The following is an 18,309-nucleotide window of genomic DNA, read 5'->3' on the forward strand; positions in this document are numbered from 1 at the left end:
AGGGTGAACTGGTGGTGAGAAGGGGTGATCTGGAGGAGATTCTGAGAGTCGTGAAGATTCAATGGTGATCAATGGTTGGAGGCCAGACTGGCGAGGGATGCAGGTGGGGAAGGCCACCGGGCAGCCCGTTGACGTGGGCGAGAATGCGGGAATCCTCCCGACTTGCACACGTTTAGTGCCCTCCACGCGGGTCGAAACCCCGCGTGATCGTTCCGCTTCAACGTGTGAGCTGGTCGGGCGGTGACGCCCGATCAATCGACCGGCGCCTCACAGATGCACCTCGAAGGTGAATCTGCACCCGATTGAGCAGGAGCAGATTCACTTTCGAGGTGCGTCTGTGCGGGCCACCTGGCGCGCGGGGCGCTGGCGCGTCAGCCCGGACGCCGGGACACCAGCAGCGCGTCGGCCACGAGGTCGTGGGGGAGGGCGTCCCAGTCGATGGGGACGATGGTGACCGGGCCGAGGTGCTCCTCCAGCACGCGGGCGCAGTCGGCGATGAGGTGCGTGGTGTGGCCCCGGTGGTGGATGTCGGCGACGTTCCAGACGACGTGCCCGCCAGGCCTCACCACCCGGGCGCACTGGGCGGCCACGAGCCCCAGCTCGCGCAGGTAACGGGAGTAGTCGCCCCCGTCCAGCTCGTAGGCGGTGAGTGGGTCGGCGTCGTGGTCGGTGGCGGTCATGTACGGCGGCGAGGTGAGCACGAGGTCGACCGCAGCCCGCGGCGTCCGGGGCACGCCCTCGGCGAGGACGGCCAGCAGGGCGCGGGCATCACCCTCGACCACCAGCGCGCTTGGCGTGCGGGCCCGTGCGTAGGCCACCCGTTCGGGCAGCAGCTCGACGCCCCAGGCCTGCCGGCCGAGCGCCACGGCGCGGGCCAGGGTGGTCCCGAACCCGGCGAAGGGGTCGAGCACCACGTCGCCGGGTTGGGTGAGGCGCTCGATCACGTGGTCCACCACGGCCGGGACCATGTGCACGTCCTCGTCGGCACCGGGCGGGTGGGCGGCCACGAATGCGGCGAGCGTCGTGGTGAGGCGCGCGTCCAGCACGGACCGGTCGTCGTGCAGGGCGGGCCGGGTCATGGCCGCAGGCTAGCCGGTCGCGCCCTCACCGGATCAGCGGCCGGCGTACTCCGCCTCGACGGAGGCCAGCGCCCGGTAGGTGGCCTCGACGGTCTCGCACGTGTCGGCCGGCGCCTTGTAGTCGTTGGTGAGCGTGCGGAGTTCGGCGAAGAGCGGGGCGAGGTCGGCGTCCGGTTCGGCCGTGGCCACGGCCTCGGTCAGGTCGCGGATGCGCGCCAGCTCGGGGTGGTGGCTGTGCACGCGGGCGATGATCGGGGCGTACTCGAGGGCGGTGGCGAGGGCTGAGGTGCTCATGGTGGCTTCCTTGGGTCGGTGTGTTGGTTCGACCGTAGGACGCCCGCGCCCGGCGTTCCTTGACGGGCGTCAAGTGTCCGGGTCCGCCCCCGAGCGGGTCCCGCCGGGCGTAGGCTCGCGGCATGACCAGCGACCCCACCGGGACGCCCCGGGCTCGCCACGCCGTTTCCCCCCAGCTCTCGCGGCGGACCGTGCTCGCCGGGCTGGCCGCGGCGCCCCTCGTCGGGTTCGCGGCCCCGCGCGCACGTGCCGCCACCTTCGTCGACGTCCCCAGCGGTGCACCCTTCCACGACGACATCGAGTGGGCGGCCGCGCAGGGCATCACCACGGGCTGGTCGGACCGGACGTACCGGCCGACCCTGCCGATCGAGCGCGGGGCGATGGCCGCCTTCCTCTACCGCTTCGTCGGCTCGCCGGCCTTCACGCCCAGCCGCCAGTCGAGCTCGGCTTCGACTGCTCGGGGCTGGTGCTCCAGGCCATCTACGCCGCCGGGCGGGACCCGCAGCCGATCGACGTCATCAAGCACGCCGAGCCCACCTACCGCACCAGCGCGCAGTTGTACGCCCACACCGGGCTGCAGTCGGTGCCGGTGGCGCAACGCCGGCGCGGGGACCTGATCTTCTACACCAACTCGGCCGGCCGGGTGCACCACGTCACCATCGACCTGGGCGACGGGACCATGATGGAGGCGTACGGCCGCTACGCCGGCATCCGCACGGTGATCCCGCAGTACGGCATCAGCTACATCGCGCCGTACGTGAAGCGGGTCTTCCCGTAGCCACCGGACGCCCCGCGGTTCAGTCGTCGTCGAAGTCGCCGGCCATCGCCTGGGCGGCGAGGTTCTCGTTCTCGGCAGCCTCCCAGACCTCCTTGGCCGCCGACACGTTGAGCACGATGATGATGGCGCCCAGCACGATGTCGGGCCAGCCGCTGAGGGTGGCCGCCGTGATCAGCCCCATCACGATGATCGCGACGTTGACCAGCACGTCGTTGCGGGCGGCCAGGAACGCCGCGGTCGTCATCGAGCCGCCGTGCTCGCGGAACCGGGCCAGAATGAGCGCGCAGGCGAGGTTCACCAGCACGGCGCCGCCGGCGGTCACCGTCAGCGACAGCGGGTCGGGCGGCTCGGGGTTGCCGGCCTTGAGGATGAGCGACACCGCCGCGGCCACGGCCGGGACGCAGATGATGACGGCCATCACCTTGCCCATGACCGAGCGCCAGCGCAGGGTGAAGCCCAGCGCGACGAAGATCAGCAGGTTGACCGCGGTGTCCTCGAGGAAGTCGACCGAGTCGGCGAACAGCGACACCGACCCGATGCCGACGGCGACGCCGATCTCGACGAAGAAGTAGGCGAGGTTCAGCAGGGCGACGACCAGGACCGCCGTCCGCAGCTGGCGGCGCAGTGTCGGGTCGGCGTCCGGGTCGAGGTGCACGTCGTTGTCGCACACGGCAGCTCCTCAGTACCGCTTGGCCCACGTCGCGGTGCGCGAGGTGGCGTCCCAGGAGTAGACCTCGCGCCCGGAGACCCACGTCCGCAGCACGCGGCTGGCCAGCGCGAGCGGGTCGCCGGTCCAGAGCACGACGTCGGCGTCCTTGCCCACCTCGAGGGATCCGATGCGGTCGGCCACGCCCATGACGGTCGCCGGGTTGATGGTGATCGCGCGCAGGGCGGCGTCGACGTCCATGCCCTCGCGGACGGCGAGGGCCGCCTGCGTGACGAGGTACTCGATCGGGACGACCGGGTGGTCGGTGATCAGCGACACCGGTGAGCCGGCGCGGTCGAGGATGCCGGGGGCGGCCAGCGACCGGTCGCGTACCTCGACCTTGGAGCGGGTGACGATGAGGGGGCCGTACAGCACCGGGATGCCGCGCCCTCCGACGAGGTCGGCGATCTTCCAGGCCTCGGTGCCGTGGTCGAGGACGAGCTCGTAGCCGAACTCGTCGGCCATGCGCAGGGCGGTGGCGATGTCGTCGGCGCGGTGGCAGTGCTGGCGCCAGGGGATCTCGCGGTTCAGCACCGCGAGCAGGGCCTCGTTGACGAGGTGGCCCTCCGCGTCGTCCTTGGCGGCGTGGTTGCGCGCCTCGGTGAACGCCTTGCGGATCACCAGGGCCGTGCCGAGCCGGGTCGAGGGCGTCCGCTTCTGGTCGCCGTAGACGCGCTTGGGGTTCTCGCCCAGGGCCGCCTTGAGGCCGGAGGGGGAGCGCAGCACCATCTCGTCGACCACGCGGCCCCAGGTCTTGATCGCGACCGTCAGCCCGCCGATCGGGTTGCCCGAGCCCGGGTTCACGTTCACCGACGTGACGCCACCCATCAGGGCGTCGTCGAAGCCCTGGTCGAGGGGGTTGATCGCGTCCAGCGCGCGGGCGCCGGCCATGACGGGATCGGTCATCTCGTTGGTGTCCTGGCCGGCCCAGCCCTCGCCCTCCTCCCACACGCCGAGGTGCACGTGGGCGTCCACGAAGCCGGGCAGCACCCACGCACCCGCGGCGTCCACGACCTCGTGCCCCGCGGGGACCTCGACGTCGGGGCCGAGCGCTGCGATCCGCCCGTCGGTGAGGACCACCTTGCCGTCGAACGGCTCGGCGGTGACGGGGACGACGCGGGCCCCGGTGATGGCGACGTTCATGCGCCCGAGCCTAGGCCTGCAGGAACTCCCGCAGGGCGGGCATCTCACGGGCCATCTGGGCCAGCCCCTGCGCGTGGGCGGCCTCCAGCTTGGCGACGTTGCGCTCGCCGTTGGAGACGGTCATGGCGTCAGGGGCGAACAGGTAGGCGTCCCCCTGGCGTTCGAGCTGGAACAACTCGTCGCGGGTGGCGTTGTAGCGCGACCAGCGCGTCAGCAGGGCGTCGGCGACGGACGGGTACCGGCGGAAGTGCCGCCGGTAGAACCACGGGTTCGACATCGGGCCCTTGGCGTAGCCGCGCTCCTGGGTGAGCACGACGAGGAACTTGCTGAAGCCGGCCTCGCGGGCGGCGTCGATCGCGATGCCGCCGGTGGCGCCGAGGGCGCCGTCGACGTAGACCTCGCCGTCGATCTCGACCGGCGGCATCACCACGGGCATCGTCGAGGACGCCTGTACGCGCGCCATCAGGTCCTGGTGCTCGCGGATGTCGGCCCGCCCCCAGCGGACCGTCGCGCCGTCGCGGGCGCGGAACGCCTCAATGGCGAACTCGGCCGGGTGGGCCAGGAAGGCGGGGTAGTTGAACGGCAGCGCCTCGCCCGGCCCCGACGTGCGCCGGTAGATGTAGTCGGAGTTGAACAGGCCCTGCCCGCGCACGAACGTCCGCCAGTTGCCGAACTGCGGGTCGGCGGCGAAGGTCGTGAACGAGGCGCGCGCCCGCCAGGCGTCGCCGGTCAGGTAGTTGACGGTGTTGGACGCCCCGGCCGAGATCCCGGCCACGAACGGGAACACCAGCCCGGCCTCGACGAGCGCGACCACCACGGCGGAGGTGTAGGCGGCCCGCATGCCGCCGCCCTCGAAGACCAGGGCGACATCGGGCACGTTCACGACGGGGGCTGTGGGCACGCTCTTCAGGTTACCGACCCGGCAGCTGGTCCCGGAGGGTGCGCGGGCCGAGTGGGACGGCGTCCGGCACGCGCGCCAAGAGGCCGCGGTCGGCGGAGGCGAGGGTGACGTGGGCGGGGTCGGCGGCCACGACCTGCGCGACGATCTCGTCGTCGCCGGACGCCGGGGCGTGCACGGTCTCGACGGTGCCGACGGTGCCGGCCGGGACACCGTCGCGGGCGCGCCCCTCGAGGACGAGCACGATCCGGTCGAAGCCGAGGTCGGCCGCCACCAGGCCGTGGTGCAGGCGGCGGGCGGCGCCGGGCCGGTCGGACCACCAGCCGTCGGGCACGGAGCCGATGACGTTGGCGGCGTCGACGACGAGGACGCGCATCAGGCGTCCGGGTCGTCGGGGTCGACGTCGGCGGCCTCGCGCCGGGCGATGCGGTCGCGGAGGCGCTGGACGGAACGCTTGGGGGAGAGCGGCCGCAGCCTGAGGTCGCTGAGCCGGAAGTCGATGGGCTCGGGCAGCATCCAGCCGAGCCGGCGGGCCAGCAGGCCGAGGACGGCGCACGTGATGATGGACGCCGCCATGCCGGCCTGCGGGTGGCCCAGGTGGAACAGCGCGAGCGCCTCGATGCTGCCCAGCACGCCGATCGAGGCGTACAGCGTGTTGCCGCCGAAGACGGCCGGGGTCTTGCCGACCAGCACGTCGCGCAGCATGCCGCCGCCGACGGCGGTGATGACGCCGAGCATGATCGAGGGGATCGGCTCCAGGCCCAGGGCGGCCGCCTTGATCGTGCCGGTGGCCGACCAGCAGCCCAGCGCGAGCATGTCGCACAGGGCCAGCGCCCGGCGGGCGAGCGCGCCTTCGAGGTGGACGACGTAGGCGATCACGGCCGCGATGAGGGCGCCGGTCAGGTAGGCGGGGTCGACCAGGGCGACGGGGTAGCCCGACCCCAGCAGGACGTCGCGGATCATGCCGCCGCCCAGGCCCGAGATGATCGCCAGCGTGGCGAACCCGACGATGTCGAAGCGCCGCGAGCGGGCCACGGCACCCCCGAGGAGCCCGTTGGCGACCACCCCGGTGACATCCACGATCCTGAAGATCGTCTCGGCGTCCCAGATCACGTCGCCGATTCTCGCACGCGGCCGGAACGGCGACAGCCCGCGCCAACGGCGCGGGCTGTCGTGGTCGTCCGTCGGGGTCAGCCGAGCTTGGCGATGATGCCGTTCAGCGTCTCGGAGGGGCGCATGACCGCGGAGGTCTTGTCGGGGTCGGGGCGGTAGTAGCCGCCCAGCTCGGCCGGCTTGCCCTGGACCGCGATCATCTCCTCGGCGATCGTGTCGGCCTTCTCGCGCAGCTCGGTCGCGATCGGGGCGAACGCGGCGGCGAGTTCGGCGTCCTCGGTCTGCTTGGCCAGCTCCTCGGCCCAGTAGATCGCCAGCCACGCGTGCGAACCGCGGTTGTCGGTCTGGCCGACCCGACGGGCCGGGGACTTGTTCTCGTCGAGCAGCGTGCCGGTGGCGGCGTCCAGCGCCTTGCCGAGCACCGCGGCGCGGTCGTTGCCGGCGCTGCGGGCCAGGTGCTGCAGCGACTCGGCCAGCGCCAGGAACTCACCCAGCGAATCCCAACGGAGGTAGTTCTCCTCGACCAGCTGCTGCACGTGCTTGGGGGCCGAGCCGCCGGCGCCGGTCTCGAAGAGGCCACCGCCGTTCATCAGCGGGACCACCGACAGCATCTTGGCCGACGTGCCGAGCTCGAGGATCGGGAACAGGTCGGTGTTGTAGTCGCGCAGCACGTTGCCGGTCACCGAGATCGTGTCCTCGCCGCGGCGGATGCGCTCGATCGACTTCTTGGTGGCCTCGACCGGGCTCATGATCTCGATGGAGAGGCCCTCGGTGTCGTGGTCGGCGAGGTACTTCTCCACCAGCGAGATGAGGTTGCGGTCGTGGGCGCGCTCGTTGTCCAGCCAGAAGATGGCCGGGGTGTCGGAGACGCGGGCGCGGGTCACGGCCAGCTTCACCCAGTCGCGGATCGGGGCGTCCTTGGTCTGGCAGGCGCGCCAGATGTCGCCCGGCTGCACGTCGTGCTCCATGAGCACCTCACCGGACGCCGTGACGACCTGGACCTTGCCGGCCTGGGTGATCTCGAACGTCTTGTTGTGCGAGCCGTACTCCTCGGCCGCCTGGGCCATCAGGCCGACGTTGGGCACCGAGCCCATGGTCACGGGGTCGTACGCGCCGTTGGCCTTGCAGTCGTCGATGACGGCCTGGTAGACGCCGGCGTAGGACGAGTCGGGGATGACCGCGAGGGTGTCGGCCTCCTTGCCGTCGGGGCCCCACATCTTGCCGCCGATGCGGATCATGGCCGGCATCGAGGCGTCCACGATCACGTCGGAGGGGACGTGCAGGTTGGTGATGCCCTTGTCGGAGTTCACCATCGCCAGGGCGGGGCCGTTGGCGAGCTCGGTCTTGAGGGAGGCGAGGATCTCCTCCCCGCCGCCACCCAGCGCCTCGAGCCCGTCGATCAGGGCGCCGAGGCCGTTGTTCGGGGACAGGCCGGCGGCGGCGATCTCGTCGCCGAACTGGGCGAACGTGGCCGGGAAGAAGGCCTTCACGACGTGGCCGAAGATGATCGGGTCGGAGACCTTCATCATCGTGGCCTTCAGGTGCGCCGAGAACAGGACGCCGAGCTCCTTGGCCTTCTCGACCTGCTCGCGCAGGAAGGCGTCCAGCGACGCGGCGCGCAGGACGGTCGCGTCGACGACCTCGCCCTCGAGCACCTTCAGATCGCCCTTGAGCACCGAGACCTCGCCGGCGGAGTCGACGAGCTGGATGCGCAGGGTGTCGGCCTCGGGCATGATCACCGACTGCTCGTTGCTGCGGAAGTCGTCGCGACCCATGGTGGCGACCTGGGTCTTGCTGTCGGCCGACCACTCACCCATCGAGTGCGGGTGCTTGCGGGCGTAGTTCTTGACCGCGGCGGGGGCGCGGCGGTCGGAGTTGCCCTCGCGCAGGACCGGGTTCACGGCCGACCCCTTGACGCTGTCGTAGCGGGCCTTGTCCTCGGCCGAGGCCTCCTCGTAGGTGGGCAGGTCGTAGCCCAGGGCCTGCAGCTCGGCGATGGCCGCGTTCAGCTGGGGGACGGAGGCCGAGATGTTCGGCAGCTTGATGATGTTGGCCTCGGGCGTCTTGGCGAGCTCACCGAGCTCGGCGAGGGCGTCGGCCGTGCGCTGGTCGTCGGGCAGCCTGTCGGCGAAGGCAGCCAGGATGCGGCCGGCCAACGAGATGTCGCGGGTCTCGACCTCCACACCGGCGGTCGAGGTGAAGGCCTCGACGATCGGAAGGAGGGAGTAAGTGGCGAGCAGCGGTGCCTCGTCGGTGAGCGTGTAGATGATCTTGGCCATGCGGACTCGAGTCTCCCTTGAGTTGTCCCAGTCGTGTCCCGTCCACCCTAGCGTTTCGCCGCCACCACCCGGAACGGAACGGGCCCCCGCCGGTATGAGCGGCAGGGACCCGTTTCGACTCTCTTCTGGCCGGAGATGGTGTGACGATTCCGGCCGATGACCCGAGGAAGTGCCCCCCATCCACGTCACCCGGATGGAGTGGTGGACTGCAGGCCACCGATTGCCACCTCTTGTCGAGCCATCCCACACCACCGCAGCGGCGGCGTGTAGGGACATTCCTAGCGCCCGGTGTCGGCCGCGGCAAGCGCCACGGCGTGTCGTCCACAGGGGAGTCCGGCCCTCCACAGGGCAGCGTCCCCACGTCCACAAGCCATACCCAGCAACCTGTGGAGAACGTGCCAGACTGTTCCAGTGACCACCGACCGGCTGCTTCCCCGCGCGCTTCCCCACGAGGTCGGAGTCGACCCGCGCGGCGTCCACGACCTCCTGGACGGACTGGCCCGCCGGCACATCACGATGCACTCGCTGATGCTCGTTCGGCACGGGAAGGTGGTCGCCGAGGGGACGTGGGCGCCGCACCGTCCCGAGCACGCGCCGCTGGTCTACTCGCTGTCCAAGACCTTCTGTTCCGCGGCCGTCGGGCTCGCCGTTGCCGACGGCGCGTTCTCCTACGACGACCTGCTGGTCGACCTCTTCGCCGACGTGGTGGACGCCGCGGGCCCCGTCGCCTCCCGCATCCGGGTCCGCGACTGCCTCGCCATGGCCACCGGCCACACGCGCGACGACGTGTTCAACCCCCGCATCTCCCGGCTGGCCGGGCGCCAGCCGTGGCGCGTGGCCCTGGCGACTGAGCCCGAGGGGGTCCCGGGCGCGACCTTCTGCTACAACCAGTTCGCCACGTGGACGCTGGCCGAGGTGGTGCGGCACGCCACCGGCCGCACCGTCCACGAGTTGCTCGTCGACCGCGTGTTCACCCCGCTGGGCATCACGGGCACGGCGTGGGACACCGACCCAGCCGGGCGCGTCCTGGGCTTCTCCGGCCTGCACGTCCGCCCCGAGGGGATCGCCCGCTTCTTCCAGCTGCTGCTCGACGACGGCGTCGCGGCGGGGGAGCGGTTGCTGCCCGTGGAGTGGGTGACCCGGCACCGGCAGCGCCACGTCGAGACCGACTCCTGGGCCGAGCCCGACTGGGCGCAGGGCTACGGCTGGCAGGTGTGGCACGACACCCGCGGCGGGTACCGCGGCGACGGCGCGTTCGGACAGTTCGGCGTCGTGATGCCCGCCCAGGACGCCGTGCTGGTGCTGACCGCCTCCACCGAGCGCATGCAGGAGGTCCTCGACGAGGTGTGGGCCAGCCTGCTCCCGGCCTTCGACCGGGCACCGGACGCCGGGGACGGCCTGGCCGAGCGGTTGGCGTCCCTGCGCCTGCCGACGGTGTGGGGCGAGCGCGGCGCGACCGTCGGGCTCACCTTCGAGAACCGCACGAACCGGTGGCGGCTGGTCGACGACGCCGACGGCTGGCAGCTGCGCTGGGTCGACCAGTACGGCGGCGACCACCAGCTCCCGGTCGGGTTCGGGGAGTGGCGCACCGGCACCATGCGCTGGTCGGGCCGCACGCTGCGCGTCGCGGCGTCGGGGGCGTGGGTCGGGTGGGGCCACTGGGTCGGCCACGTGGTCGCGCTGGACGCCCCGCACAGCCTGCTGGTCAGGCTGCGGGACGACGGGTCCGGGCGCACCGAATGGGTGGGCCCGAAGCCCCTCGGCGCAGACTCCTTGTACGGGCTGGCCCCGGTCGACTGACCCGCTGTCGGGTCAGAGCCGCCCCTTCGCGGACGCGATCGCGCCCAGGATGGCGTTGAGCTCGTCGCGCGAGAGCTGGGTCGTGTTGCGGGCAGTGGCAGCGAGCTGGTCGAGCCGCGAGCCCGCGTTCGCGGCCGTCATGCCCGACTGCAGCGATCCCCACGCCCGCTCGAGCTGGCGGCGTCCGCCCGGGTTGGAGACGCCGCCGATTGCGTTGTCGATCGCCGTCTTCGCCGCGCCGAGGCTGAAGGGCGCCGGAGCCGGCGCCGGGTTCACCGGCCGCGTCGTGGCCGGGGGCCGGGCGGGGGGTGCGCTGGTGCGCGTGGGTGCCGGGGCGGGTGTCCAGACCGCATCCGCGGTGGCGGACGGCGAGGGTGTGGGCGCGGGCGTCCCGACCGCGGTGGGCTCGGCGCTCACGACCGCGGAGGTGGCGGCGCTCGGCGTCGGGCTGACGGGTGCCGACCCGGGCTCGGACCGGGGCGCCCACCAGCCGCCCAGCGCGAGCGCCGGGACGAGGATCGCGGCCGCCACAGCCAGGGGCCAGCGCCGCGCAGGCCGGGTCGGGGCGGTGAGCACGGCCGGCATGACGGCGGTCCGGTCCCCGGCGGCGAGGTGGGCCAGCGCGTCGGCGACCTCGGACGCCGTGGGCCGTTCGGCGGGCTCCTTGGCGAGCATGCGCGCGACCAGCGCGTCCAGTTCGGGCGGGAGGTCGGGGCGCCGCTCGGTCAGCCGGGGTGGGGTGTCGGTGAGGTGGGCCAGGGCCTGCGCGACCGGCAGGTCGCGGGGGAACGGCGGCTGCCCGGTGAACAGTGCGACCAGCAGGCAGCCCAGCGAGTAGACGTCGGACGCCGCGTCGACCTTGTCCCCGCGCGCCTGCTCGGGGGACAGGTAGGCGGCGGTGCCGGTGGTGAAGCCCGCTTGGGTGAGCGTCTCACCGTTGCCCTCGGTGAGCCGGGCGATGCCGAAGTCGACCACCTTGACCGACCCGTCGTGGAAGACCACGTTGGCCGGCTTGATGTCGCGGTGCACGATGCCGGCGGCGTGGGCCGACGCCAGCCCCCGCGCCACGGACTCCCCGATGGCCAGGCCCCGGTCGAGGGGCAGGGGGCCGTCGGTGGCAACGGTCTCGGCGACCGACGGGCCGTCGAGCAGCTCCATGACGAGGTAGGCCACGTGGTCGTCCTGGCCGGCGTCGTGGAGGGAGACGACGTTGGCGTGGTTGAGGCTGGCCGCGGCGTCCACCTCGCGGCGGAAGCGGGCCAGCGGGACGTCCCCGGAACCCGGCCCCATGCGCACGGTCTTGACGGCGACCACCCGGTTGAGGTGCAGGTCGTGGGCGCGCCAGACGTCGCCGGCCGCGCCGTGCCCGATCCGGGCATCCAGGCGGTAGCGCTTGTCCAGCAGCATCCCTTCGTGCACCGCACCATTGTCCACGCCGCTGGGGTGCGGGCCGAATCGGGCGCCGTCCTCCGGGGCTGTGGCAAAGGGGCGGGACGGTCGCCACGCCCGCGTGCGGCCAGACATCGGACGACAACAGTGCAACCGGCTGAACGGGGCGCCAGGAGCGTTTACCATCGTGTCACCGCCCCGCAGGGGCGACACCGGAAAGGTCAGGCCGTGCATGTGAAGGCAAGCTCGGACAGACGCGCACCGCGACCACCTGCCCACCTCGTGGCGCGGCTGCGCATGATGGTCGTGGACGGGAGCATCCCCACCGACGAGCCGATCGAGATCGACCGGATCGCCGACCTGCTCCGCGCCGACGCCTCCGTGACCCTGCTGGTGCTCATGGAACTCGGTCGCGACGGCTTCCTCGAGCGGGTGGGTGAGCACGCCGTCCGGGTGCGCGACCGCGTCGAGGCCCCCGGTGACGGGATCGTCCAGATCCGGCGGATGCTCGAGCCCATGGCGCTGCGGACGGCCGCCGAGCACGCGCGGCCGGTCGACCTGATCACCCTGCGACACCTGGCCGAGGGAGTGGAGGCGGCCGTCGCTGCCCGCGACTACCTGGCGTTCCGTCGGGCCGACGACGCGTTCGTGGCGACCCTGCTGTCCCTGCACCCGAACGCCGAACTCGCCCGGCTGTGCACCGAACTGCGGCTGCGCACGGCCTACGACGGATTGCGGGTGCCCGTCGAGCAGGGCGTCCTGAGCGACTCCCTGCGCCCCGACGCCCGCATCGTCGACCTGATCGCGGCCGGTGACTTCGCCGGGGTCGAGTCGCTCGCGGAGACCCTGATCGACCGGCTGCGCCTCGTCGGTGCCCCCCGGATGGACTCACCCCACCTGGTCGGTGCCCCGATCCCCCTGGACGTCGAGGTCGACGTGGAGTTTCTGGAGGTCCCGGTCAGCTGACCAAGCCGTCGTTCACCATGCCGAGCGTGCGAGACCGCTGGCTCGTCCAGTGCAGGGTGAGGTCGCCCAGGTCGACCGAATCGCCGTCCTTCATGATGGTGCGCACCGTCTGACCGCCGGGTCGAGTCGGGCCTCGGCTTAGACGCCACCATCCAGGCCGAGGAATACGGCATCCCGGTGGCCGACGTGCTGCACACCCAAGCCCGCGAGATGCGGTGTCATTCCCCTTGGTGCTTACGCTGCTGCCCGCGCTGATGATGGGTCCAGCCCTGATCGTGGGTGCAGCGGTTGGGGTGGCGTCCGCCACCGTCGGGCTGCCCTGGTAGCAGCCCGACGGCACGGGTCAGCGCTGGTCGACCGGCACGAAGTCGCGCTCGCGGTGGCCGGTGTAGATCTGCTTGGGGCGCATGATCTTCTGCTCGGGGTCGGTGACGCCTTCGAGCCACTGGGCCGCCCACCCGGCGGTGCGGGGCACGGCGAACAGCACGGTGAACATCTCGGCGGGGAACTTGAGCGCCTCGTAGATCAGGCCCGAGTAGAAGTCCACGTTCGGGTAGAGGCGGCGCTTGATGAAGTACTCGTCCTCCAGAGCGATCCGCTCCAGCTCGACGGCGATCTCGAGCAGCGGGTTGACCCCGGTCACCTCGAACACGTCGTCGCAGGCCTTCTTGATGATGCGGGCGCGCGGGTCGTAGTTCTTGTAGACGCGGTGCCCGAAGCCCATCAGGCGGGCCTTGCCGTTCTTGACGCCCTCGACGAACTCGGGCACGCGGTCGACCGAGCCGATCTCGCGCAGCATCTTCAGCACGGCCTCGTTGGCTCCGCCATGCAGCGGGCCGAACAGGGCGCCGATGCCGGCGCCGGCCGAGGTGTAGACGTCGTTGCCCGCCGAGGCGACCGCGCGGACGGCGTTGGTGGAGCAGTTCTGCTCGTGGTCGGCGTGCAGGATGAACAGGATCTCCATCGCCCGCGACACCCGCGGGTCGGCCCTGTAGACGCGCTGCTGGCTCTGGAACAGCATGGCCAGGAAGTTGTCGACGTAGCCCAGCTCGTCGTTGGGGTAGACGTAGTGGCGGCCGATCGAGTGGCGGTAGGCCCACGCCGCCATGGTCGGGATCTTCGCGATCAGGCGCACGATGTTCATCTCGCGGGCCTCGGGGTCCTCCAAGCGGCGCGAGCTGGGGTAGAAGGTCTGCATGGACGCCACCGCGGCCATCATCTTCGCCATCGGGTGCGCGTCGTGCCGGTAGGAGCGGATGAAGTTGCCCACGTTCTCGTGCACGAAGCGGTGGGTGTTGACCGTGTTCTCCCACGCGGCGAGCTGGTCGGCGTTGGGCAGCTCGCCCTTGAGCAGCAGGTAGGCCACCTCCAGGTGCGTCGCGCTCGCGGCCAGCTGGTCGATGGGGTAGCCGCGGTACTCCAGGATGCCCGCGTCGCCGTCGATGTAGGTGATCGCGCTGCGGCAGGCGGCGGTGTTCATGAAGCCGGGGTCGTAGGTGGCGAGGGGGCCCTGGGCCGTGCTGACCTGCTTGAGGTCGGTCGCCTTGATCGTTCCGTCGGTGATCGGGAGGTCGAAGCTCGCCCCGCCGCTGCTGATCGAGAGGATGTCGGTCATACGACGCACCGTAGTTGTGAAAGTTGAAGCGTGGGGAGTGGCTCACGTGCTGGGCACTTCGTGTCTTCTTGTCGGACGCCGTCCGCCCGACTCAGCGAGCGGTCGGCGTCTGCTGTTCGAAGCGGAGCCGCCAGGTGTCGTTGGTCTTGACCCAGATCGAGCTGCGCAGGCTGACCGCGCTGCGCGAGCGCGCGCGCCAGCGGAGCTGCACCACCCACGGGGCGAGCTCGTCGACGCCCTCGACCTCGACGGTGATCGGGTCCTCATGGGGCTTCAGCGTGGCGAGCGTGCGGCCCTTCCCGGACGCCCTGCCGTTGACGTCGTGCTCCATGAACCGGGGGTGGAGGAGCGCCTCGGCGGCGGACCGGTCGGAGCGCACGGCGTCCGAGAGCCAGCTGCGCTGCAGCGCGACGACGGGGTGCTCGTCCTCGTCGGGTGCGGGGTCCGGGGCGGCGTCGAAGAGGTCCGGCTCGCGGACCGGGCCGGGGGAGACATCGGGGGTCGGCGTCCGGACGACGTCGGGGGAGAAGCCGGGGCCCTCGTCGACGGGCAGGCCCTTCTGGAAGGCCACCGCCGCGGCCCGCGCGCGGGCGTCGGCTGCCTCGTTGAGCTCGTGGCCGGCGTGGCCCTTGACCCACTCGAAGGTGATGCGACGGCCGACCAGTTCGGCGTCGAGCTCCTTGAGGAGTTCGACGTTCAGTACGGGTTTGCCGTCGGCCTTCTTCCAGCCGCGGCGCTTCCACGACGGCATCCACTTGGTGAGGGAGTTGATCACGTACTGGGAGTCGCAGAAGACCAGGAGGTCGTCCTGGGCGCCCTTGGTCTGCCGGAGCAGGTCGAGCACCGCCATGAGCTCGCCCATGTTGTTCGTGCCGTGCTTCCAGCCCCCGGCGGCCCAGCGGTCGCCGTCGATGAACCACGCCCACCCCGCGGGACCGGGGTTGGACAGCGACGACCCGTCGGCGGCAGCAATGATCACCCGGCCATTCTGCCCCACCCCCCAGGGGTGCACTTCGAGGCGGCGTTTCTATCGCTGGGGCGATAGTTCTGTGAGCGCGAAGTGCACACCCCCCCCCCGGGCGCGGGGGCACCCCGTGCCGCCTGTGCCGCCTGTGCTGTCCGAGCCTTCCCGGGATCTCAGGCGATCAGGACGTCATCCGATTGCCATCCGAGCCGCGGGAGAACGACTGAGGCGAGCTTCCCGATGAAGGTCCCGGGTGTGTCGCGAAGCGTTGTGGGCGCAACCGGGACGACCACGATCCCGAAGGTCTGGTAGTCGAGGTCCTTCTCCATGGTGGAGGCGAATTTGTCCCCTCCCGTGTCGGTGAATCCGTCGTGGTACTTCCGCGAGTGCACCTGCACCACGACCCCGGCGTCGGGGAAGTAGCCGTCGGGGGTACCGATCCTCTTGCCGCCGGCTGTCACCAGCCTCGGGTTCTGCACCATGCGGGGCAGGTCCGGGTGCTCGCGGACGAGGACCGCCAACTCAGCCTCGGCGACGGACCACGACCCCCGACGGAAGTCCACCACCGCCTCGACCATGCCACCCGTGGCGTTGGGGCGTCCGTACTCGATCTCGCTGGCGAGCCGATCCGCACTGGTGCGCCGGTTCTGCAGGATGGCCATGGCCACGCCTCTGAGGTGCCGGTCGGAGAGCTGACGCAGGCGGTTGGCGTCCGCCAGCGCCCGTTCGACGGGGGCTATGCGGAGGTCGTCGCGCAGGACCGGCGCGGGTAGACGCTTGGTCCGGACTGTCTCGAACCCGCCCCTCGGACGCGGGCGCGTGCGGTGTTCGGGACCAGGAATGACGTGATGGGGAACTCGTGGTCGTACGCGAATCCGTGCACCTGTAGTGCATGGAGCCCGGTCAGAACCGAGCGCGGGCCGGCCCACAGGGACGCCGCCACGAGGAGGTCGCCTCCCGTGAGGGGACCTGGGCGCGGGGAGTACACGGTGCGCAGGATGCGACGGCCGCTGCGCACGAGGTGCTGCAGCTGGGAGAGGGACGCCCCGGCCTCGAGCAGTTGCTGTGTGGTGGCAAGACCTCGCTGACCGAAGATGACAGGGAACGTGAACTTCGACATGCCCGGAATGTCGGCAGGAGGCGGCCATTTCGTGCAGCGAGTTCGTGGCTTGTGGACAACCTGCGTCGGGTCCGGGAATCCGTCCACAGGTTGATCGCCGCCACCGGGAGTGCACTTCGCGCTCACAGAACTATCGCCCCAGCGATAGAAACGCCGCCTCGAAGTGCACTCCGGAGGAGGACGAGGACGAGGAGCCCGGCGACGAGCGGGCCCCACGGGACGCCTTACGGCTGGGGGAGCACCAGGCCGGTGTCGTAGGCGAAGACCACCATGCCGACGCGGTCGCGCAGGGCGAGCTTGGCCAGGATGTGGCCGATGTGGGTCTTGACGGTCGCCTCGGCGAGGAACAGCGTCTGGGCGATCTCCGAGTTCGTCAGGCCGGTGCCGACGAGCGTCAGCACCTCGCGCTCGCGCTCGGTGAGCACGCCGAGGCGCTCCTCGGGCGACTTCCCCGTCGAGGCGTCGCCGGGCATCATCGGCACGAAGCGCTCCAACAGGCGGCGGGTCGCCGAGGGCGCCACGACGGCCTCACCCGAGTGCACGGCACGGATGCCGGCCAGCAGCTCGGCCGGACCGGCGTCCTTGAGCAGGAACCCTGAGGCGCCCGCCTGCAGCGCCGAGTAGACGTATTCGTCGAGGTCGAACGTCGTGAGCACGAGCACCTTCGCGGCGGCGCCCGAGGCGACGATGCGGCGGGTGGCCTCGACGCCGTCCATGATCGGCATGCGGATGTCCATCAGCACGACGTCGCAGCCGGCAGGCGCGGAGACCGCGCGGACGGCGTCCTGACCGTTGCCCACCTCGGCGACGACCGTCATGTCGGCCTGCGCGTCGAGCACCATGCGGAACCCGAGGCGGACGAGCTCTTGGTCGTCGGCCAGCACGAGGCGGATCGGTTGCGGTTCGGTCATGACATCGCTCCTTGCGGGGTCGGGATTCGGGCGGTGACGACGAAGCCGCCGTCAGGATGGTCGACGGCGGAGAGGGTTCCGCCGAAGGCCGACACGCGCTCGCGCATGCCGACCAGGCCGTGGCCGAGGCCGTCGGTGGGTCCGGCGCCGACGCCGGTGTCGCGCACCTGGACGATCAGCTCGGCCTGGGCGTGGTGGAGGTGCACGAGCACGGAGGCGTCCTCGCCGGCGTGCTTGACCGCGTTGGTCAGGGCCTCCTGCACGATGCGGAACACGGCCAGCTCGAGGCCGGGGGAGAGGTGGCGGCGCAGGGCCGGGTCGCCGGTCACCTGCATGCGCACGTCGCGGCCGGCGTCGGCCAGCCCCTGCACGAGGCCGAAGATGTCGCCGAGGCCGGACGCCGGGGCGAGCTCGGTGCCCTGGTCCGAGCGGAGCACACCCACGAGACGCCGGGTCTCGGTCAGGGCGTCGGAAGCGGTCGAGCGGATTGTGGCGAGTGCCTTCTCGGCGGTCGCGAGGCGCATGGCCGGGTCGCCGTCCATCGACGCCGCATAGGCGCCGCCGTCGGCCTGCACGACGATCACCGCAAGCGAGTGGGCCACGACGTCGTGCATCTCGCGGGCGAGGCGCTGGCGCTCCTGGGTGGCGGCCAGGAGGATCGCCTGCTGGTGCTGGAGGGTCTGGGCCGTCACGGCGTCCTGGGAGGCCGCGCGGGCCTCGTTGCGCGCCCGGACGAACGCACCGAGCGCCCAGCTCGCGGCGACCACCGAGGCGAGGCCGAGGAAGGTGACGACCGACACCGCGATCAGGGACGCGACCGGCTCGCCCCCCGTGCCCATGGTGTTGCGCTCCCAGGCGGAGCCGAACGTCCAGTCGGCGGCGGCGACGAGCGAGGTGAACCCGCCGAACGCGAGCCACCACAGGCGGTACCTCAGGCGTCCGTACGCGGCCACCGTGAACATCATCAGGGGCACGGTGATGTTGCCGGCGTTGGGGGCGTTCACCACGGCGAGCTGGACCAGGTGGGCCGGGAGCACCGCCAGCGTGGCGAGGTCGGGGTCGGCGCGGCGCCACAGGAGCGGCAGCACGTACAGCAGGCCCCACCCGAACATCGCCCAGTTCGAGACGGTCGACCCCGCCCCGTCGATGTACAGGGTGCCGGGCGCCAGCAGCACCAAGAACCCCAGCAGGGCCGCCCACACGTAGTCGAGCGGCCGCGGCCGGGGCAGCCGGAAGCTCGGTCGGGCGGTCACC

At 71.6% G+C, this 18,309-nt stretch carries 18 protein-coding genes and 1 pseudogene; 4 read left to right on the forward strand and 15 right to left on the reverse strand.

What is annotated here, in order from left to right; all coding sequences use genetic code 11:
- Positions 1 to 371: 371 nt before the first annotated feature.
- Together H5397_RS00970 and H5397_RS00975 are read right to left on the reverse strand one after the other, a co-directional pair.
- Positions 372 to 1,079 carry a DNA methyltransferase gene (locus H5397_RS00970; protein WP_182814436.1) on the reverse strand — a complete coding sequence of 236 codons (708 nt, stop codon included), beginning with the start codon at positions 1,077 to 1,079 and terminating at the stop codon, positions 372 to 374.
- Between the two features lie 33 nt (positions 1,080 to 1,112).
- Positions 1,113 to 1,373, reverse strand: a complete 261-nt coding sequence (locus tag H5397_RS00975; RefSeq protein WP_182814437.1) for an iron-sulfur cluster repair di-iron protein, ric — start codon at positions 1,371 to 1,373, stop codon at positions 1,113 to 1,115.
- Between the two features lie 122 nt (positions 1,374 to 1,495).
- On the opposite strand from H5397_RS00975, the pseudogene H5397_RS19000 reads away from it, so the two are divergent.
- Together H5397_RS19000 and H5397_RS19005 are read left to right on the forward strand one after the other, a co-directional pair.
- Positions 1,496 to 1,747 (forward strand): annotated as a pseudogene (locus H5397_RS19000) (S-layer homology domain-containing protein); the annotation flags it as partial.
- Positions 1,675 to 2,151, forward strand: a complete 477-nt coding sequence (locus H5397_RS19005; RefSeq protein ID WP_208091130.1) for a C40 family peptidase — start codon at positions 1,675 to 1,677, stop codon at positions 2,149 to 2,151. The pseudogene H5397_RS19000 and the gene H5397_RS19005, both read left to right, overlap by 73 nt.
- A 19-nt stretch (positions 2,152 to 2,170) precedes the next feature.
- Here H5397_RS19005 and H5397_RS00990 read toward each other — a convergent pair whose 3' ends face one another.
- The 6 genes from H5397_RS00990 to H5397_RS01015 form a co-directional block, all read right to left on the reverse strand.
- Entirely contained in the window at positions 2,171 to 2,821 is a 651-nt protein-coding gene (locus H5397_RS00990; protein ID WP_309224241.1) for a cation transporter, read from the reverse strand.
- A gap of 9 nt (positions 2,822 to 2,830) precedes the next feature.
- Complete coding sequence (locus H5397_RS00995; protein ID WP_182814438.1) at positions 2,831 to 4,000, reverse strand: amidohydrolase; 1,170 nt, start codon at positions 3,998 to 4,000, stop codon at positions 2,831 to 2,833.
- A 10-nt stretch (positions 4,001 to 4,010) separates the two neighbouring features.
- The gene (locus tag H5397_RS01000) at positions 4,011 to 4,901 is read right to left on the reverse strand and encodes a patatin family protein (RefSeq protein ID WP_243760873.1); all 891 of its coding nucleotides are present in this window, start codon (positions 4,899 to 4,901) and stop codon (positions 4,011 to 4,013) included.
- A 10-nt stretch (positions 4,902 to 4,911) separates the two neighbouring features.
- On the reverse strand, positions 4,912 to 5,274 hold the full coding sequence (locus tag H5397_RS01005; protein ID WP_182814439.1) for a hypothetical protein: 363 nt from the start codon (positions 5,272 to 5,274) through the stop codon (positions 4,912 to 4,914).
- Complete coding sequence (locus tag H5397_RS01010; protein ID WP_182814440.1) at positions 5,274 to 6,011, reverse strand: trimeric intracellular cation channel family protein; 738 nt, start codon at positions 6,009 to 6,011, stop codon at positions 5,274 to 5,276. Before H5397_RS01010 ends, H5397_RS01005 begins: the two co-directional genes overlap by 1 nt.
- A 77-nt stretch (positions 6,012 to 6,088) precedes the next feature.
- Positions 6,089 to 8,290, reverse strand: coding sequence for an NADP-dependent isocitrate dehydrogenase (locus H5397_RS01015; protein WP_182814441.1), 2,202 nt, complete (start codon positions 8,288 to 8,290; stop codon positions 6,089 to 6,091).
- Between the two features lie 411 nt (positions 8,291 to 8,701).
- On the opposite strand from H5397_RS01015, the gene H5397_RS01020 reads away from it, so the two are divergent.
- Entirely contained in the window at positions 8,702 to 10,090 is a 1,389-nt protein-coding gene (locus H5397_RS01020; RefSeq protein ID WP_182814442.1) for a serine hydrolase, read from the forward strand.
- Between the two features lie 12 nt (positions 10,091 to 10,102).
- Here the strand turns inward: H5397_RS01020 and H5397_RS01025 are convergent, their stop codons facing one another.
- A complete protein-coding gene (locus H5397_RS01025) occupies positions 10,103 to 11,509 on the reverse strand; it encodes a serine/threonine-protein kinase (RefSeq protein WP_182814443.1) in 1,407 nt (468 codons plus the stop codon).
- A gap of 252 nt (positions 11,510 to 11,761) precedes the next feature.
- On the opposite strand from H5397_RS01025, the gene H5397_RS01030 reads away from it, so the two are divergent.
- Positions 11,762 to 12,445 (forward strand): FCD domain-containing protein, encoded by a 684-nt coding sequence (locus H5397_RS01030; RefSeq protein ID WP_220491869.1) that lies wholly within the window; start codon positions 11,762 to 11,764, stop codon positions 12,443 to 12,445.
- 343 nt (positions 12,446 to 12,788) lie between these two features.
- Here the strand turns inward: H5397_RS01030 and H5397_RS01035 are convergent, their stop codons facing one another.
- From H5397_RS01035 to H5397_RS01060, 6 genes are all read right to left on the reverse strand, one after another.
- Positions 12,789 to 14,060, reverse strand: a complete 1,272-nt coding sequence (locus H5397_RS01035; RefSeq protein ID WP_182814445.1) for a citrate synthase — start codon at positions 14,058 to 14,060, stop codon at positions 12,789 to 12,791.
- A gap of 91 nt (positions 14,061 to 14,151) precedes the next feature.
- Positions 14,152 to 15,039, reverse strand: coding sequence for a ribonuclease HI family protein (locus H5397_RS01040; RefSeq protein WP_182814446.1), 888 nt, complete (start codon positions 15,037 to 15,039; stop codon positions 14,152 to 14,154).
- Between the two features lie 158 nt (positions 15,040 to 15,197).
- A complete protein-coding gene (locus H5397_RS01045) occupies positions 15,198 to 15,686 on the reverse strand; it encodes a hypothetical protein (protein ID WP_182814447.1) in 489 nt (162 codons plus the stop codon).
- Positions 15,687 to 15,760: 74 nt separating this feature from the next.
- Positions 15,761 to 16,144 carry a hypothetical protein gene (locus H5397_RS01050; RefSeq protein ID WP_182814448.1) on the reverse strand — a complete coding sequence of 128 codons (384 nt, stop codon included), beginning with the start codon at positions 16,142 to 16,144 and terminating at the stop codon, positions 15,761 to 15,763.
- Positions 16,145 to 16,368: 224 nt separating this feature from the next.
- On the reverse strand, positions 16,369 to 17,055 hold the full coding sequence (locus H5397_RS01055) for a response regulator transcription factor (RefSeq protein ID WP_182814449.1): 687 nt from the start codon (positions 17,053 to 17,055) through the stop codon (positions 16,369 to 16,371).
- The gene (locus H5397_RS01060) at positions 17,052 to 18,308 is read right to left on the reverse strand and encodes a sensor histidine kinase (RefSeq protein WP_182814450.1); all 1,257 of its coding nucleotides are present in this window, start codon (positions 18,306 to 18,308) and stop codon (positions 17,052 to 17,054) included. The genes H5397_RS01055 and H5397_RS01060 overlap by 4 nt, the downstream gene beginning before the upstream one ends.
- Between the last annotated feature and the right edge of the window lies 1 nt (position 18,309).

This window comes from Propioniciclava sp. MC1683, from assembly GCF_014164675.1.
Taxonomy (GTDB): Bacteria; Actinomycetota; Actinomycetes; order Propionibacteriales; family Propionibacteriaceae; genus Propioniciclava.

What these genes read in the sequence shown, in the direction of transcription:
- H5397_RS01055 (WP_182814449.1), bottom strand. Translation starts at nt 17,055, where the DNA reads ATGACCGAACCGCAACCGATCCGCCTCGTGCTGGCCGACGACCAAGAG.
- H5397_RS00975 (WP_182814437.1), bottom strand. Translation starts at nt 1,373, where the DNA reads ATGAGCACCTCAGCCCTCGCCACCGCCCTCGAGTACGCCCCGATCATC.
- H5397_RS01005 (WP_182814439.1), bottom strand. Translation starts at nt 5,274, where the DNA reads ATGCGCGTCCTCGTCGTCGACGCCGCCAACGTCATCGGCTCCGTGCCC.
- H5397_RS01015 (WP_182814441.1), bottom strand. Translation starts at nt 8,290, where the DNA reads ATGGCCAAGATCATCTACACGCTCACCGACGAGGCACCGCTGCTCGCC.
- H5397_RS01045 (WP_182814447.1), bottom strand. Translation starts at nt 15,686, where the DNA reads ATGGCCATCCTGCAGAACCGGCGCACCAGTGCGGATCGGCTCGCCAGC.
- H5397_RS01035 (WP_182814445.1), bottom strand. Translation starts at nt 14,060, where the DNA reads ATGACCGACATCCTCTCGATCAGCAGCGGCGGGGCGAGCTTCGACCTC.
- H5397_RS00995 (WP_182814438.1), bottom strand. Translation starts at nt 4,000, where the DNA reads ATGAACGTCGCCATCACCGGGGCCCGCGTCGTCCCCGTCACCGCCGAG.
- H5397_RS01050 (WP_182814448.1), bottom strand. Translation starts at nt 16,144, where the DNA reads ATGTCGAAGTTCACGTTCCCTGTCATCTTCGGTCAGCGAGGTCTTGCC.
- H5397_RS00970 (WP_182814436.1), bottom strand. Translation starts at nt 1,079, where the DNA reads ATGACCCGGCCCGCCCTGCACGACGACCGGTCCGTGCTGGACGCGCGC.